14 protein-coding genes and 1 pseudogene are annotated in these 14,300 nt (G+C 58.9%); 12 read left to right on the top strand and 3 right to left on the bottom strand.

Translation table 11 applies throughout. The features are described from left to right. Positions 1 to 11 precede the first annotated feature (11 nt). The 9 genes and pseudogenes from adhP (at position 12) to DVA44_RS11995 (ending at position 9,673) form a co-directional block, all read left to right on the top strand. Positions 12 to 1,022 (top strand): alcohol dehydrogenase AdhP, encoded by a 1,011-nt coding sequence (gene adhP / locus DVA44_RS12035; protein ID WP_114387061.1) that lies wholly within the window; start codon positions 12 to 14, stop codon positions 1,020 to 1,022. Positions 1,023 to 1,178: 156 nt separating this feature from the next. After that, a pseudogene (locus DVA44_RS12030) lies at positions 1,179 to 2,798 on the top strand (TIGR04028 family ABC transporter substrate-binding protein). A gap of 10 nt (positions 2,799 to 2,808) precedes the next feature. After that, on the top strand, positions 2,809 to 3,753 hold the full coding sequence (locus tag DVA44_RS12025) for an ABC transporter permease (RefSeq protein WP_114387060.1): 945 nt from the start codon (positions 2,809 to 2,811) through the stop codon (positions 3,751 to 3,753). Then, positions 3,750 to 4,601 (top strand): ABC transporter permease, encoded by an 852-nt coding sequence (locus DVA44_RS12020; RefSeq protein ID WP_114387059.1) that lies wholly within the window; start codon positions 3,750 to 3,752, stop codon positions 4,599 to 4,601. The genes DVA44_RS12025 and DVA44_RS12020 overlap by 4 nt, the downstream gene beginning before the upstream one ends. Beyond that, positions 4,598 to 6,199 carry an ABC transporter ATP-binding protein gene (locus DVA44_RS12015; RefSeq protein ID WP_114387058.1) on the top strand — a complete coding sequence of 534 codons (1,602 nt, stop codon included), beginning with the start codon at positions 4,598 to 4,600 and terminating at the stop codon, positions 6,197 to 6,199. The genes DVA44_RS12020 and DVA44_RS12015 overlap by 4 nt, the downstream gene beginning before the upstream one ends. Next, the gene (locus tag DVA44_RS12010; RefSeq protein ID WP_114387057.1) at positions 6,196 to 7,185 is read left to right on the top strand and encodes a putative FMN-dependent luciferase-like monooxygenase; all 990 of its coding nucleotides are present in this window, start codon (positions 6,196 to 6,198) and stop codon (positions 7,183 to 7,185) included. The genes DVA44_RS12015 and DVA44_RS12010 overlap by 4 nt, the downstream gene beginning before the upstream one ends. Positions 7,186 to 7,194: 9 nt before the next feature. Further along, positions 7,195 to 8,286, top strand: coding sequence for an alkylhydroperoxidase domain protein (locus DVA44_RS12005; protein ID WP_114387056.1), 1,092 nt, complete (start codon positions 7,195 to 7,197; stop codon positions 8,284 to 8,286). A 119-nt stretch (positions 8,287 to 8,405) separates the two neighbouring features. After that, a complete protein-coding gene (locus DVA44_RS12000; RefSeq protein WP_114387055.1) occupies positions 8,406 to 8,999 on the top strand; it encodes a TetR/AcrR family transcriptional regulator in 594 nt (197 codons plus the stop codon). 74 nt (positions 9,000 to 9,073) lie between these two features. Then, positions 9,074 to 9,673, top strand: coding sequence for an NAD(P)H-dependent oxidoreductase (locus tag DVA44_RS11995; RefSeq protein WP_114387054.1), 600 nt, complete (start codon positions 9,074 to 9,076; stop codon positions 9,671 to 9,673). A 109-nt stretch (positions 9,674 to 9,782) separates the two neighbouring features. Here DVA44_RS11995 and araJ read toward each other — a convergent pair whose 3' ends face one another. Next, on the bottom strand, positions 9,783 to 10,958 hold the full coding sequence (gene araJ / locus DVA44_RS11990) for an MFS transporter AraJ (protein ID WP_114387053.1): 1,176 nt from the start codon (positions 10,956 to 10,958) through the stop codon (positions 9,783 to 9,785). 199 nt (positions 10,959 to 11,157) lie between these two features. On the opposite strand from araJ, the gene ppk2 reads away from it, so the two are divergent. From ppk2 to DVA44_RS11975, 3 genes are all read left to right on the top strand, one after another. Further along, positions 11,158 to 11,976, top strand: coding sequence for a polyphosphate kinase 2 (gene ppk2 / locus DVA44_RS11985; protein WP_114387052.1), 819 nt, complete (start codon positions 11,158 to 11,160; stop codon positions 11,974 to 11,976). Between the two features lie 177 nt (positions 11,977 to 12,153). Then, complete coding sequence (locus tag DVA44_RS11980) at positions 12,154 to 12,342, top strand: hypothetical protein (protein ID WP_114387051.1); 189 nt, start codon at positions 12,154 to 12,156, stop codon at positions 12,340 to 12,342. Continuing rightward, the gene (locus DVA44_RS11975; RefSeq protein ID WP_103821985.1) at positions 12,342 to 12,665 is read left to right on the top strand and encodes a CcdB family protein; all 324 of its coding nucleotides are present in this window, start codon (positions 12,342 to 12,344) and stop codon (positions 12,663 to 12,665) included. The genes DVA44_RS11980 and DVA44_RS11975 overlap by 1 nt, the downstream gene beginning before the upstream one ends. Positions 12,666 to 12,755: 90 nt before the next feature. On the opposite strand, the gene fdnI is transcribed toward DVA44_RS11975, so the two are convergent. Further along, complete coding sequence (gene fdnI / locus DVA44_RS11970; RefSeq protein WP_114387050.1) at positions 12,756 to 13,412, bottom strand: formate dehydrogenase-N subunit gamma; 657 nt, start codon at positions 13,410 to 13,412, stop codon at positions 12,756 to 12,758. Then, entirely contained in the window at positions 13,405 to 14,289 is an 885-nt protein-coding gene (gene fdxH, locus DVA44_RS11965) for a formate dehydrogenase subunit beta (RefSeq protein ID WP_114314942.1), read from the bottom strand. The genes fdnI and fdxH overlap by 8 nt, the downstream gene beginning before the upstream one ends. Positions 14,290 to 14,300: the final 11 nt, after the last annotated feature.

The following is a 14,300-nucleotide window of genomic DNA, read 5'->3' as shown; positions in this document are numbered from 1 at the left end:
TGGAGAAACATATGAAAGCTGCTGTCGTGACCAAAGACCATCAGGTAGAAGTGACCGAGAAAACCCTGCGCCCGCTGAAACACGGGGAAGCGCTGCTGAAGATGGATTGCTGTGGCGTCTGCCATACCGATCTTCACGTCAAAAACGGTGATTTTGGCGATAAGACCGGGGTGATCCTCGGCCATGAAGGCATCGGTGTCGTCAAGGAGGTTGGCCCTGGTGTCACCTCGCTGAAACCAGGAGATCGCACCAGCGTGGCGTGGTTCTTCGAAGGCTGCGGCCACTGCGAATACTGTAACTCCGGTAACGAAACCCTGTGCCGTAACGTGAAGAACGCGGGCTACTCTGTGGACGGTGGGATGGCGGAAGAGTGTATCGTCACTGCCGATTATGCGGTAAAAGTGCCGGACGGCCTGGATTCCGCCGCCGCCAGCAGTATCACCTGCGCCGGGGTAACGACCTATAAAGCGGTAAAAGTCTCTGAGATTAAGCCTGGTCAGTGGATCGCTATCTATGGCCTCGGCGGGCTGGGGAACCTTGCACTGCAGTACGCCAAAAACGTGTTCAACGCCAAAGTGATTGCGGTTGATATCAATGATGAACAGCTGAAACTGGCCGAGAGCATGGGGGCCGATCTGGTGGTCAACTCGCGTAATGAAGATGCCGCTAAATTCATCCAGGAAAAGACCGGCGGCGCACACGCTGCGGTGGTAACGGCCGTGGCGAAAGTGGCCTTTAACTCTGCGGTAGATGCCGTTCGCGCCGGTGGCCGTGTGGTCGCCGTGGGCCTGCCGCCGGAAGCGATGAGCCTTGATATTCCACGTCTGGTGCTGGATGGCATTCAGGTGGTGGGCTCGCTGGTGGGCACCCGTCAGGACCTGACCGAAGCCTTCCAGTTTGCCGCCGAAGGTAAAGTGGTGCCGAAAGTGGCGCTGCGTCCGCTGGGGGATATCAACGCCATCTTTAAAGAGATGGAGCAAGGCCAGATCCGTGGCCGTATGGTGATCGATTTCCGTTCATAAGCAGGCTGCTCTGCCCCGTTAACCGCGCCCCTCCCGGCGCGGTTTTTTTTATTGCCACTTTCCGCAAATCCTTAGCTCAATTCCTTTGTTCCTTTCTTTTCTGCCCCGTCCGAAGATGCATTCGACGCTAACAAGAAGATAACAAAGGAATACACCATGCAAACCCCATTTCGCCTTCCGTTGCTGACGGCGCTCATTCTTGCGACAACAGCTGCGTATGCTGCTGACACGCCGGTTAAAGGCGGCACGCTGGTCTATCTCGAGCAACAGGCTCACACCAACCTCTATCCTCCGGCGGGCGGGTTTTACCCCAACGGTGGGATCCTGAATCAGATCACCGACAAGCTCACCTGGCAGAACCCGAAGACCCTGGAAGTGGAGCCGTGGATTGCCGAAAGCTGGAGCACCAACGCGGATAAAACCGAATACACCTTTAAGATCCGTCCTGGGGTGACCTTCTCGGACGGCACGCCGCTGGACGCTAACGCGGTAGCGAAGAACTTCGATACCTACGGCAAAGGCAACAAGGCCCAGCGCCTGCCGGTGTCGGAAGTGATCAACAATTACGACCGCAGCGAAGTGATTGACCCCCAGACCGTCAGGTTTTACTTCAAAAAACCGTCACCGGGCTTTTTACAAGGAACTGCCACCATAGGATCGGGTCTGGTCTCCCTGAGCACGTTACAACGTAACTTTGAGGAGCTGGGCGATGCCCGCCATATCATCGGCTCTGGTCCATTTGTGGTGAAAGACGAAAAGCTGGGCCGCGAAGTTAACCTTCAGGCGCGGAAAGACTACGCCTGGGGGCCGAAAAACCTCGCCCAACAGGGCCCGGCGAACCTCGATGGCATTACCTACCTGGTGACCCCGGAAGACAGCGTTCGCGTCGGCGCGCTGCTTGCCGGACAAGCCGACTTTATCCGCCAGGTGCAGGCCTATGACGAAAAACAGGCCACCGAACAGGGGTATCAGATTTACGCCGCCCCGACCCGGGGCGTGAACGACAGTATCAGCTTCCGCCCGGATAACCCGCTGGTGGCCGACGTGCGCGTACGCCAGGCGCTGCTGCACGCCACCAATGCGAAGCAGGTGGTCGAGACCCTCTTCTCGCCTAACTATCCGCAGGCCAAATCGGTGATTGCTGATTCTGCCGCAGGCTATGTCGATCTCAGCGACAAGCTGACCTTCGACCCGGCCAAAGCCAGCCGCCTGCTGGACGAGGCGGGCTGGAAAGCGGGCAGCGACGGCATCCGCGCTAAAGAGGGGCAGCGTCTGGCCCTGATCATCTACGAATCCCTGCCGCAGCCGCAGAATAAAGAGGTATTGCAGCTGGTGGCCCAGCAGTGGCGCCAGGTAGGCGTGGCCCTCAACGTGAAGGCGGGTGATGCCGGAAGCCACGTCCTCGATAACCTCGACCCGCTGAAGACCCCGCTCACCGTCTCGGAAGTGGGCCGTGCCGACCCGGACGTAGTGAAAAGCATGTTCTATCCCAACAACCGCGACGCCCTGCTGCAAAAAGGCGGCTCCAGCGACAAGGTCAATAGCTTCCGCGACGACAAGCTCAACGACCTGCTGGTCAGCATCTCGTCCGAAGTGGATCCGCAGAAACGGTTGCAGCTCACCGGCGATGCCCAGCGCTATCTGCTGGATAACGCCTATGTAATCCCGATCTTTGAAGAGCCCTAGGTCTTTGCCGGTGCCCCCTGGCTGAAAGGGGTGAGTTTTGAAGCGGTCGGTCGCCCGTCGTTCTACGGCGCGTGGCTCGAGAAACACTAAGGAGGCGACGATGAGCCACTATCTGCTGCGACGGGCCGGGCTGGGAGTGCTGGTGCTATGGGCGGCGTTCACCCTGTCGTTCGTGCTGCTCCAGGTCCTGCCGGGGGATGCGGTGCTGATTAAGTTCCAGAATCCGGACCTGGGTCTGAGCCCGGCGCAAATCGAAGAGATGCGGATCGCGTACGGGGCCGACAGTCCCCTGTGGCAGCAGTATCTGCATACCCTTGGGGCGATGCTGCGTGGCGATTTTGGCTTCTCGGTGCAGGCGGGCGTGGCGGTGAGTGAGCTGATCGCCACCAACCTGCCGGATACCCTGAGTCTGGCGTTGCCCGCCTTTGCGCTGGCGGTGGTGCTGGCTTTCGCTCTGGCGCTGGCCTCGCGCCTGCCGGGGCTGCGCTGGCTGAGCAACGCCATTCAGTCTCTGCCAGTGCTGTTTATCTCCCTGCCGACCTTCTGGCTGGGGATTGCCCTGATTCAGCTGTTCTCGTTCCAGCTGCGGCTGATCCCGGTGATTAATCCGACGCCTCTGCAGGGGCTGATCCTGCCGATTATCGCCGTCGCCGTTCCCATCTCCGCCCCGCTGGCGCAGATCCTGATGCGCAGCCTGGATCAGGTGGCCGCCCAGCCCTTTGTCGCGGTAGCGCGAGCCAAAGGGCTGAGTAAAACCGCCGTCCTCTGGCGGCACGTTACCGGCAATGCCCTACTGCCAGCGCTGAACATCGCCGGGCTGCTGCTGGGCGAGCTGATTGCCGGGGCGCTGATCACCGAAACCGTGTTTGGCCGCAGCGGTCTGGGGTTACTGACCCAGCAGGCGGTCAATAACCAGGATATCGCGGTACTACAGGCGGTGGTGATGATTTCGGCCCTCGGCTTTGTAGTGATTAACCTGCTGGTGGATCTGCTGATGCCGCTGTTCGATCCCCGCCTGAAAACCGTGACCGGAGGTGCTGCATGAGCCTTGTTGATTATGCTGCGGCGGCGCGCAAACGCATTCCCGCATGGCGCGGTTTGCGCTGGCAGCCGGGACTCTGGTTTGCCTGGGCCATTGTTGCCGCTGCCGCGCTGGCGGCCATCGCGCCGGGGCTGTTTACCTCTTTCAGCCCGATTGAAGGCATTGCCGGGGCGCAGCGGCTGGCACCCCAGGCAGGCTACTGGCTCGGCACCGACCAGCTGGGACGCGATCTGTATACCCGCATCGTCTACGGTGCTTCGCACTCCCTGAGCGCTGCACTGGTGGCGGTGGCGATGGGGCTGTTTATTGGCACCGCTATCGGCGTCATTGCCGGAGCCTTTGCCGGACGGGTGGAGTCGGTACTGATGCGGCTGGTGGACGTGCTGCTTGCCATCCCTTCACTGCTGCTCTCCCTGACGGTAATTATTCTCCTCGGCTTTGGGACCCTGAATGCCGCCATTGCCGTTGGGGTGGCGTCGATCGCCAGCTTTGCCCGCCTGGCGCGCGGTGAAGTGGTGCGCATCCGCCACACCGATTATGTCGAAGCGGCGTTTGGCAGCGGCGGGACCTTCTGGACCGTGCTGTGGCGCCACATTCTGCCTAACTCCCTGACCGCGGTGCTGGCCTTTGCCACCCTGCAGTTTGGTCAGGCGATTCTGGCGCTCTCGACTCTCAGCTTCCTCGGCTACGGCACCCCGCCGCCGATCCCGGAATGGGGCTTGCTGATTGCCGAGGGCAGGAACTATCTCTCAACCGCCTGGTGGTTAACCACCTTCCCCGGCCTGGTGGTGATCGCCGTGGTGCTGGCGACCAACCGTATCAGCCGTCAGTTAAGCGGAGGTCGCTCATGACCGTCTTATCTGTGGAAAACTTGACCCTCAGCTACCGCACCGGTCGCGAGTGGCGCGAAGTGGTGCATAACGTCAGCTTTACCCTCGGGCGCGGCGAGATGCTGGCCTTTGTTGGAGAGTCCGGCTCCGGGAAAACCACCACCGCGCAGGCGATCATCGGCCTGCTGGCAGATAATGCCCGCCGCGATGCTGGCAGCATTCGTCTGAACGGCGAAGATCTCAGCCAGTGGTCAGCTAAACGGCTCGACAGCCTGCGCGGGGCGCGCATCAGCCTGGTGCCGCAGGATCCGGGTAACTCCCTGAACCCGGTGAAGACCGTTGGTGCCCAGGTGGGGGAAATCCTGCGTCTGCATCATAAGATGAGTAAGGCCGAGTGCGATAGCCAGGTGCTGGCCCTGCTGACCAAAGTCGGCCTCAGCCACCCGGAGCAGCGGATGAAGCAGTTTCCCCATCAGCTCTCCGGCGGCATGAAGCAGCGGGTGCTGATCGCTATCGCTATCGCCCTGCGCCCGGACATCATCATTGCCGATGAACCCACCAGCGCGCTGGACGTGACGGTGCAAAAACGCATTCTCGATCTGCTGGACCTGCTGCGCCGCGAATCCGGCACGGCGGTGCTGTTCGTCACCCACGATCTGGCCCTGGCGGCCCAGCGTGCCGACCGGCTGCTGGTGTTCCGCAACGGCGAGGTGCAGGAGCATGGCGCTACCGCCGACGTAGTGCGTGCCCCACAGCACGCCTACACCCGCCAGCTGCTAAGCGATCTGAACGGACAGCGGCTGACCATCGCCCCGGTAGCGGGTCGCCCACTGGCCTCACCGGCTATTCAGGCTTCCGGGATCAGCAAACGTTTTGCGCTGGGCAAAGGTCATCAGCTTCAGGCGCTGGACGCGGTGAGCTTTGCCGTGCAGCGCGGCAGCACCCACGCGCTGGTTGGGGAGTCGGGCTCGGGTAAAACCACCCTCGCCAGGATCCTGCTGGGCTTTGAGCAGGCCGATAGCGGTAAAGTGATTATCGATAATATTGATGCCACCACCCTCAGCCACGAGGCGCGTCGCCAGCTGCGACAGAAGATCCAGTTCGTCTACCAGAACCCTTTTGCCTCGCTGGATCCGCGTCAGACGCTGTTTGAAATCATCGAAGAGCCGCTGAAAAACTTCGCCCCGGTCAGCAAAGCCGAGCGCGCCGCCCGGGTGGAGAGCGTCACCAGGCAGGTGGCCCTGCTGCCGGAGCTGTTAACCCGCACCGCGCGGGAACTCTCGGGCGGACAGCGCCAGCGCGTGGCCATTGCCCGGGCTCTGATCCTTGAGCCGACCATACTGGTACTGGATGAAGCCACCTCGGCGCTGGACGTCACCGTGCAGGCGCAGATCCTCGCCCTGCTTCAGCAGCTGCAACAGCAGCTGGGCCTGACCTATCTGTTTATTACCCACGACCTCGCGACCGTGCGGCGCATTGCCCACAGCGTCACCGTGTTGCGCAGCGGTCAGGTTGTTGAGCACGGCGCAGTTGAGTCGCTGTTTGCCGCACCGCAGAACGACTACACCCGCGAGCTGATCGACGCCATTCCCCATTTTTCACAGAAGGAGTACGCATGACGCGTAAACGCCTGGGTTTCTTCACCCGCCTGCTGGACGCTGCCCCAGCCAAAGAACGCTATCGCCTGGCAACAGAGCAGATCCGCCATGCTGAACGCTACGGTTTTGATACCGCGTGGATCGCGCAACACCACTTTCACGAGCATGAAGGCGGCCTGCCGTCGCCGCTGGTGTTCCTCGCCCAGGTTGCGGCGTTCACCACCCGCATTCGTCTGGGCACCGCCATTATCACCCTGCCGCTGGAGAACCCGCTGCGAGTAGCGGAAGACGCGGCGGTGCTGGATCTGCTGTCTGACGGACGGCTCGAGGTCGGGTTTGGCTCCGGCGGCACGCCGACCTCGTTTCTGCCGTTCGGGCTGACCATCAACGAACGGGCGGCGACCTTTGCCGATCACCTGCATCTGATCCAGAGCGCCTGGCGCGGGGATTCCCTGACTCATCCCGATAATCATCTCTATCCGCCCGCGCCCGGCCTGACGGAGCGGGTGTGGATCGCCACCTTTTCGGTGGAGGGGGCGGTGCGTGCCGCACAGCAGGGTCACGGCCTGATGCTCTCCCGCACCCAGCCGCGCCCGGCGGACAATCTGTTGTTGCCGCTGGATGCGATCCAGAATCCGATTATCGACGCCTATCTCGACGCCCTGCCGTCCGGCGTTGCCCCGCGTATTCTGGCCTCGCGCACCGCATTTGTTGCCGACAGCGATGCGTACGCGCTAAAGATTGCCGAACCGGGCCTGACCCATCAGGCGCAGCAGCATCAGGCCGCCGGGCACGCCCTTGCAGGTGACACTGTCACGGATTATATCCGCCAGTTTGATGCGCACATCGGCGCGCCGCAGACGGTGCTCGCCTCGCTGGCTGAGGATTCGGTGCTGGCGCGCGCCACCGACATTTCATTCCAGGTGCATTCGGTTGAGCCGTCGCATCAGGACACCTTACGTTCGATTGAGTTAATCGCAGAGCAGATCGCCCCTCATCTTTTATAAGGAGTCACTATGGCTTTAAGTCAGGATATTCTCGCCGAACTGGCGGAGATTGCCCCGGGTTCCGCGCTGGAACAGGCACGGCTCACTCGCGAGGCGGCCACGCGTCATGCTCAGGGGAGCTACGAAACCTTATTCAGTCAGCAGGATACCGACTTTGCGCTGGACGAACGCTTTGCGGTAGCGGCAAAAGTGGCGAAATGGCACAACGCCGACGCGCTGGCGGCCCACTATGCCGGGTTTGGCCTGGCCGATCCTACCTCCGTGCGTCTCACTTCCGCCCTGACCTTCGCCCGTCTGCTGACCTTCTCTCCGGTCCAGGCCACCCCGGGGGCGATCAATGCGCTCACCCTGGCAGGCTGGAGCAAAGAAGGGATTGTCACCCTGGCGCAGCTGATCGCCTTTGTCAGCTTCCAGAGCCGCCTGATCGTTGGGCTGCGGCTGCTTAATGACAAACCGGTAGCGGCCAGCGATCTCCCTGTTGTGGCGGGCCACTGGCACACGGTGCCGCTCACTAAAAACGGCAAAGCCGCACCGGTGGTCTTTACCCAGCAAGAGCTGGGCTGGGAACCGTGGCTGGCACCCAAACCCCTGGCGGAATTCAGCGCCGATGAGCAGGCGCTCCTCGCTAAATTCGGCCATACCGACTCCGACTATTTCCGCCTGCTGGGGCGTAATCTGCCGGTGCTGGAACAACGAACGCTCACCGATAAAGGGATTTTCTATACCTCCGGCGGCCTGTCGCGGGCTGAGCGAGAGCTGGCTGCGGCGGTGACCAGCAAGGTGAACGGCTGCATTTACTGCGCCTCTGTCCATGCGCGGAAAGCCAGCCAGCTGTCGAAGGATGATGATGCCGTGGAAAGAGTGCTGGCAGTCGAGCCAGGGCAATCGCTGAGCAGCGGGCAGTCACCACGCTGGCAGGCGGGGATCGATTTTGCCGCCGCGCTGTCGGTCACACCACCCGCAGTGACGCCGGGGCATCTGGCAGCGCTGGAACGCGAGGGCCTGGATACCCTGGCCCAGCTGGATCTGGTGCAGTCTGCCGCGTTCTTCGCCTGGGCGAACCGTTTGATGTTAACCCTGGGTGAGCCCTCGCTACCCTAAGCGCGCATCAGGCTCCCGCTACGGGAGCCTTTTTTGCCGTGGCGGTATATCTACAAAGCATACAGCCTCGCGAATAAACCGTGTAAACTACCTTTAGTAGACACTGGCGCGAGGGCAATATGGTCGTTAAACGGTTAAGAAAAGAGGATCGACGGGTACAGTTGCTGGAAGTGGCACGTGGGATCGTGCGTCAGCAAGGCACCGAGGCACTGACGCTGGGCTATCTGGCCGAGCGGGCAAACGTCACCAAGCCCATTCCCTACGATCACTTCGGCGATCGTGAAGGGTTATTGATGGCGCTATATCAGGATTACAGCGATCGGCAGTTAAAAAAATTCCGTGAAACGCTGAATGTCGACAATAAAACGCTGGATAACACCGTCCGCTTTTTCAGTGCCGCCTATATTGATTGCGCCATCAGCGCTGGACCAGAGACAGGGCCTATCGCTGCGGCCCTGTCCGGCTCCCGGGCGCTGCAGACATTCCGGGAAGCCTGCGTTGCCGAATGTGCAGACTGCCTGCGCACGGCGCTCTCCCCCTATATCACCCTGAAAGGAGTACAGGGTGAAGCGGCGCTGACAGCCATTATTGGTGCGGCGGAGGCGCTTAGCACCGCTGCCAGCAACGGCGTACTTGCCCGAAACGTCGCGGAAGATATGCTCTGCGGCGCGATGTTTGGCGTACTGAACACCTGTGCCGACAGCACAAAATGAGTGGTGCCGACGGATTGACACGTAAGTTACCAATAGTAATATAGGTGGCAGGTTAACTTGCTGCTGAGGTGGTTATGTCTGTAACACATGTCATAGATAATGCGCTGATCGTGACGGCTCACCCTGTCGAAAATTCGTTATCCCACACGCTGGCGGCGCGAATTGCCGCCCGCTTACGTGAACAAGGCACGCAGGTCGAGATTGCCGATCTCCACGCTGAAGCCTTTACACCGGCAATGCTGCGTCCCGATCTTGATTTGTATCACGGGGATGCCAGCGCCCTTCCTGCCGATATTCGGCGTGAGCAACAGCGTGTGGAGCGGGCAGATATGCTGGTGTTTGTCTTCCCGATCTACTGGTGGTCCGTTCCGGGTCTGCTGAAAGGCTGGTTTGATCGGGTACTCACCCTGAACTGGGCGTACAAGGTGGCGGAAGACGGTCGAATTGTGGGTAACTTACGCGATGTGCCGGTACGCCTTGTCGCGACGGCGGGCAGCGATCTCAAGGGCTTTGATAAACACGGCTATTCGACGGCGATACGAACCCAGTTAGTTGAAGGCGTTTTCGGCTTTTGCGGCCTGAAGAATGTCACGCTGGACATTCTTTATCAGGCCGATACGGCCTCGTCAGAGCAAGTTGAAGATTTCCTGAAAAATCTCGAAAGCGTGATGTGAGTGCTTTTTGCCGGGTGGCGCTTCGCTTACCCGGCCTACAAAAGCCAGGCCGGGGAAAACGTAGGCCCGTGCAAGCGCAGCGCCGCCGGGCAGTCTGCGCGCACGTTGCTCAGGCTATCGCCTGTGCGTTAGCCTCTCCCCGCCGCGCTTTCAGACGGCCATAAATCAATAGCGACGACATGGCGCAGAATGAAAGCAGCGCCGCCGGTAATGTGACGTAACTCCAGCTAAAGCCCAGCGTAATCATCATCCCGCCAAAGTATGCTCCAATGGCGCTACCGAGATTAAACGCCACCTGCCCGCCTGCCGCACCGAGCATCTCCCCGCCCTGCGCATTTTGCAGAAGCAGGATCTGCAACGGTGCCGACAACGCAAACAGCCCGGCACAGCAGATAAAGCCCATCACCAGCGAGGCCGCAGGGAACGCACCGAAGGCAAACAGCAGCAGCAGGGAGAGCACAATGACCAGATCGGTGACGGCTGCAATCCGCAGCGGGCTGTAGCGCCCGGACAGTTTGCCGCTGAACAGGTTGCCCAGCACCATGCCGAGCCCCATCAGCATCATGATCGCGGTCATCCCCCCTTCGGAAAAGCCGGACACGTTGATCATAAACGGCTTAACGAAGCTGAACCAGGCGAAGACCCCGGCATTGCCGAACATGGTGGCGGCAAAGATAAACCAGGGCTCTGGCTTTTTCAGAAAGAGAAACTGTTCCCGCAGACGGGTCTGCGTCTTATCGAACGTCTGCGGCACCCACAGGGCGACAGAGAGCAGCACCAGCAGATTGAATGCGGCAATCAGGAAGAAGGTGTAGCGCCAGCTGAACTGGTGCCCAAGCCAGGTGCCAAGCGGTACGCCGGCAAGATTGGCGACCGTCATCCCGGCAATCATCCCCGCCACCGCCAGCGTCACTTTGCCCGGCGGCGCAATGCGAGAGAGAAGAATGGTGCCGACGCCGAAGAACGCACCGTGTGGAAAGCCGGAGACCAGCCGCCCGATCGCCAGCATGGTGTATGAGCTGGAGAAGGTAAAAATCGCATTGCCGATCAGACAGAGCGTTACCAGAAACAACAGAATGGTTTTAAGCGAAAATTTGCTGGAAAAGAGCGCGATAATCGGCGCGCCAATCACGACCCCGAAGGCGTAAAACGAAATCATATTCCCGGCGGAGGGAATAGTGATCCCCACATCCCGCGCCAGCTCGGTTAATACACCCATAATGCCAAATTCGGCCATCCCCAGACCGAACGTGCCAAGCGCTAACGAAAACACCGTCTTTTTCATACCACAGCCACTTGTTAAAAATTGCGACAGACATTATTGAACAATCTTGTATGGTGAGCCAGTTCAAATCGCGCCGCTGGCAGCTTCATCCATTATTTCGGGTGGGGTGTGAATATTTTCCACCAATCCCTCTGTCCGTGATTACACTTCAAAGTGTTATGTCACACCGTCCCGGCAGAATCCCTGAAAGGAACGCATCATGGCAGATAAAAAGAAAAGCAAACCCGTTGCGACTAACACGCCTCCCGCCCCCCTTAAACGCAAGGAGTATGAAAAAGAGCTGCATCGCCTGCATGAGGAGCTGGTGAAACTTCAGCGCTGGGTGGTGAGTAAGGGCCTGAAGGTGTGCGTCGTTTTTGAAGGCCGCGACGGCGCCGGTAAGGGGGGCACGATCAAAGCCCTGACAGAGCGCGTCAGCCCACGCGTGTTCCGGGTGGTGGCGCTGCCCGCCCCGACGGAAAAGGAGAAAAGCCAGCTCTACTTCCAGCGCTACGTGCCGCATCTGCCCTCGGCGGGGGAAATCGTGATTTTCGACCGCAGCTGGTACAACCGCGCGGGGGTGGAACGGGTAATGGGGTTCTGTACGGAAGAGCAAGTAGAGAAATTTCTCGACGGTGCGCCCATCATTGAAAAAGCGATGGTCGATGCGGGCATTATTCTGATCAAATACTGGCTGGAAGTGACGCCTAAAGAGCAGGAGCGTCGTCTGCGCGACCGCATTAACGACGGGCGAAAAACCTGGAAGCTCTCCCCAATGGACATTAAATCCTTCACCCGCTGGGATGAGTACACCGAAGCGCGTGATGCGATGTTCGCCGCCACCGACACCGCATGGGCCCCGTGGTTTGTCGCCCGCTCCGAAGATAAAAAGCGCGTGCGGCTGAATATTATCTCGCACCTGCTGTCGCAGATTCCCTATAAAGAAATTCCAGAAGAACCGGTGAAATTACCGAAACGAAAAATCGGCAAAGTTAAGCCGACCGCTTATCCGTTCCGTTATATTAAAGAGAAGTTCTGAGTATTACTGCCCTCCCGGTTATTTATCGGGAGGGAGATTCGCATTAATTTCACCTGTTTTCACCCTGTTGCTTTTGTCTGGAAGCCTGCTCGCAATTCCTGAATGACCAGGTGAATCGGTATTGTTTTTTATGGTTGGGGGTTGATAATGGCAGTGCCAATACAGGAGACAATAATAATGAAACTGGACACCCTTCAGAGCAATGCAGTTAAAGAACACCTAACCGGAGTGGCACCACGCTCGGAATTAACGGTAGAGGAGCGTATCGAGCAACGCAAACGCGATAAGGAATTCATGCAAGCTATGAATGAGTTTGTTGCGAAGGCCGGTTTGCTGTCTGACGATCCCTTTTTCGGAGGGATTTAATGTGCTTTCAGTTTGACATTTACCGTAATCCATCGGGCAGAACCAGTGAATTACACCCCTACCTGATGGTGATACAACATGATTATTATGATGATTTATCGACCCGTTTAATCCTGCCGTTAAGTTATCGTAATCATCTTTCAGGGCATATTAATCCGGCATCCGCTGTCATTAATATTGATTTTCAGACGTTATTTATGAATACGCCCGGTATAACCAGCGTGGAGAAAAGGAAACTCACCAGCAAGTATTTCGTCTGTAATATGCAGGCGGCAAGAGCCCGGGTGGTTGCAGCAATAGATGCAATAGTCACCAACACCTGACTTGCCAAAGTCCCCGCGCCGAAATCATCCGGAGCGGGGAGTTACTCCGTAGGCCCGCGCAAGCGCAGCGCCGCCGGGCAACAGATCACCTTACTTCATCCCTTCACTCACATCTTTCTGCGCTTCCAGGCGCTCCACATCACGATACCAGCGCGGGTGGTGTTTCTGTGCCCAGCGGCGGCTCACCTTCCCTTCGATCATCCCTTTAATGGAGCCTTTAACCCAGAACGCCATATACATATGGATCAGAATGGCGTGGATCAAAATAATGGCCGAGGTCGCATGGATAAGCAGGCTGTAACGCACCACCTGCATCGGGAAATACTGGGCAAAGTACGGACGCCAGATAATCACGCCGGTCACCAGCAGCACAAAAATCATGCTCATGATGGTCCAGAACATCATCTTCTGCCCGGCGTTGTATTTACCCACTCTCGCAACTTTATGCTCGTTGCCCTTCAGCACCTCAACGATGCCCTTCAGCCAGGGAATATCCTGCTTGTCCGGGATGTTGTGATGCACAAAACGCACGAACATAAACATCAGCGCCACGAAAATCAGCACCCCGAAGAACGGATGCAGAATACGGCCCATCTGCGGGGTGCCGAAGGTCTCCGTCAGCCATTGCAGGGTCGGGAAGAAGAACGAAATCCCCGACAATGACACCAGGAAGAAGCAGATCACTACCGTCCAGTGACAGGCGCGGTCGACAAACTTCGTGCGCACAATCATTTTCGATTTAGTCATGATGCTCCTCCTCATCGTCATCCACCTCTTTGTTCGGCCCGATACCCACGTAGTGATAAATCAACCCGGCAAAGGTGGCGATAAAGCCCGCCGCAGAGAGCGGCTTCAGCGCCCCTTTCCACAGGTTGATGGAGGTATCGATCGCCGGGTCCTTCGGCAGGTTGTGATACAGCTCCGGCTGGTCGAGATGGTGCAGAACATACATCACGTGCGTTCCGCCCACCCCCTGCGGGTTATAAATGCCCGCATTGGCATAGCCGCGCGCTTTCAGCTTATCCACCCGCTGCTGCGCCACCTCCAGCATCTCCTTTTTGGTGCCAAAGTGAATCGCCCCGGTCGGACAGGTCTTCACGCAGGCTGGCTCCTGGCCAACGCTGACGCGATCCACGCAGAGGGTGCATTTGTAGACGCGGTTATCCTCTTTACTGAGGCGCGGCACGTTAAACGGACACCCGGCGATGCAGTACCCGCAGCCGATGCAGTTCTCCTGCTGGAAATCGACGATGCCGTTGGCGTACTGAATAATCGCTCCGGCGGACGGGCAGGCCTTCAGGCAGCCCGGCTCCTCACAGTGCATGCAGCCGTCTTTTCGGATCAGCCACTCCAGCTTGCCGTTCTGATCGGTTTCGCTAAAGCGCATCACCGTCCAGGATTTGGCGCTCAGATCCGCCGGGTTATCGTAAACCCCAACGCAGTGCCCAACCTCGTCGCGGATATCGTTCCACTCGGAACAGGCCACCTGGCAGGCTTTACAGCCCACACAGGAGGAGACATCAATCAGCTTAGCCACTTCCGCTTTGTAGTCCCGCGCACGAGGCGCGGGGGTAAAGCCGTTAGTGGCGGAGCGTTTGATGACGTCTTGTGTTTCCATCGACATTTATTCGCTCC

The organism is Leclercia sp. W17, assembly GCF_003336325.1.
GTDB lineage: Bacteria > Pseudomonadota > Gammaproteobacteria > Enterobacterales > Enterobacteriaceae > Enterobacter.
Note: the sequence above shows the minus strand (reverse complement) of the source record. Positions and strands in the feature narration are given on the sequence as shown.

Excerpts from the sequence above, each read along its gene's own strand:
- adhP (WP_114387061.1), top strand. The coding sequence starts at position 12 with ATGAAAGCTGCTGTCGTGACCAAAGACCATCAGGTAGAAGTGACCGAG.
- DVA44_RS12025 (WP_114387060.1), top strand. The coding sequence starts at position 2,809 with ATGAGCCACTATCTGCTGCGACGGGCCGGGCTGGGAGTGCTGGTGCTA.
- DVA44_RS12020 (WP_114387059.1), top strand. The coding sequence starts at position 3,750 with ATGAGCCTTGTTGATTATGCTGCGGCGGCGCGCAAACGCATTCCCGCA.
- DVA44_RS12015 (WP_114387058.1), top strand. The coding sequence starts at position 4,598 with ATGACCGTCTTATCTGTGGAAAACTTGACCCTCAGCTACCGCACCGGT.
- DVA44_RS12010 (WP_114387057.1), top strand. The coding sequence starts at position 6,196 with ATGACGCGTAAACGCCTGGGTTTCTTCACCCGCCTGCTGGACGCTGCC.
- DVA44_RS12005 (WP_114387056.1), top strand. The coding sequence starts at position 7,195 with ATGGCTTTAAGTCAGGATATTCTCGCCGAACTGGCGGAGATTGCCCCG.
- DVA44_RS12000 (WP_114387055.1), top strand. The coding sequence starts at position 8,406 with ATGGTCGTTAAACGGTTAAGAAAAGAGGATCGACGGGTACAGTTGCTG.
- DVA44_RS11995 (WP_114387054.1), top strand. The coding sequence starts at position 9,074 with ATGTCTGTAACACATGTCATAGATAATGCGCTGATCGTGACGGCTCAC.
- araJ (WP_114387053.1), bottom strand. The coding sequence starts at position 10,958 with ATGAAAAAGACGGTGTTTTCGTTAGCGCTTGGCACGTTCGGTCTGGGG.
- ppk2 (WP_114387052.1), top strand. The coding sequence starts at position 11,158 with ATGGCAGATAAAAAGAAAAGCAAACCCGTTGCGACTAACACGCCTCCC.
- DVA44_RS11980 (WP_114387051.1), top strand. The coding sequence starts at position 12,154 with ATGAAACTGGACACCCTTCAGAGCAATGCAGTTAAAGAACACCTAACC.
- DVA44_RS11975 (WP_103821985.1), top strand. The coding sequence starts at position 12,342 with ATGTGCTTTCAGTTTGACATTTACCGTAATCCATCGGGCAGAACCAGT.
- fdnI (WP_114387050.1), bottom strand. The coding sequence starts at position 13,412 with ATGACTAAATCGAAAATGATTGTGCGCACGAAGTTTGTCGACCGCGCC.
- fdxH (WP_114314942.1), bottom strand. The coding sequence starts at position 14,289 with ATGTCGATGGAAACACAAGACGTCATCAAACGCTCCGCCACTAACGGC.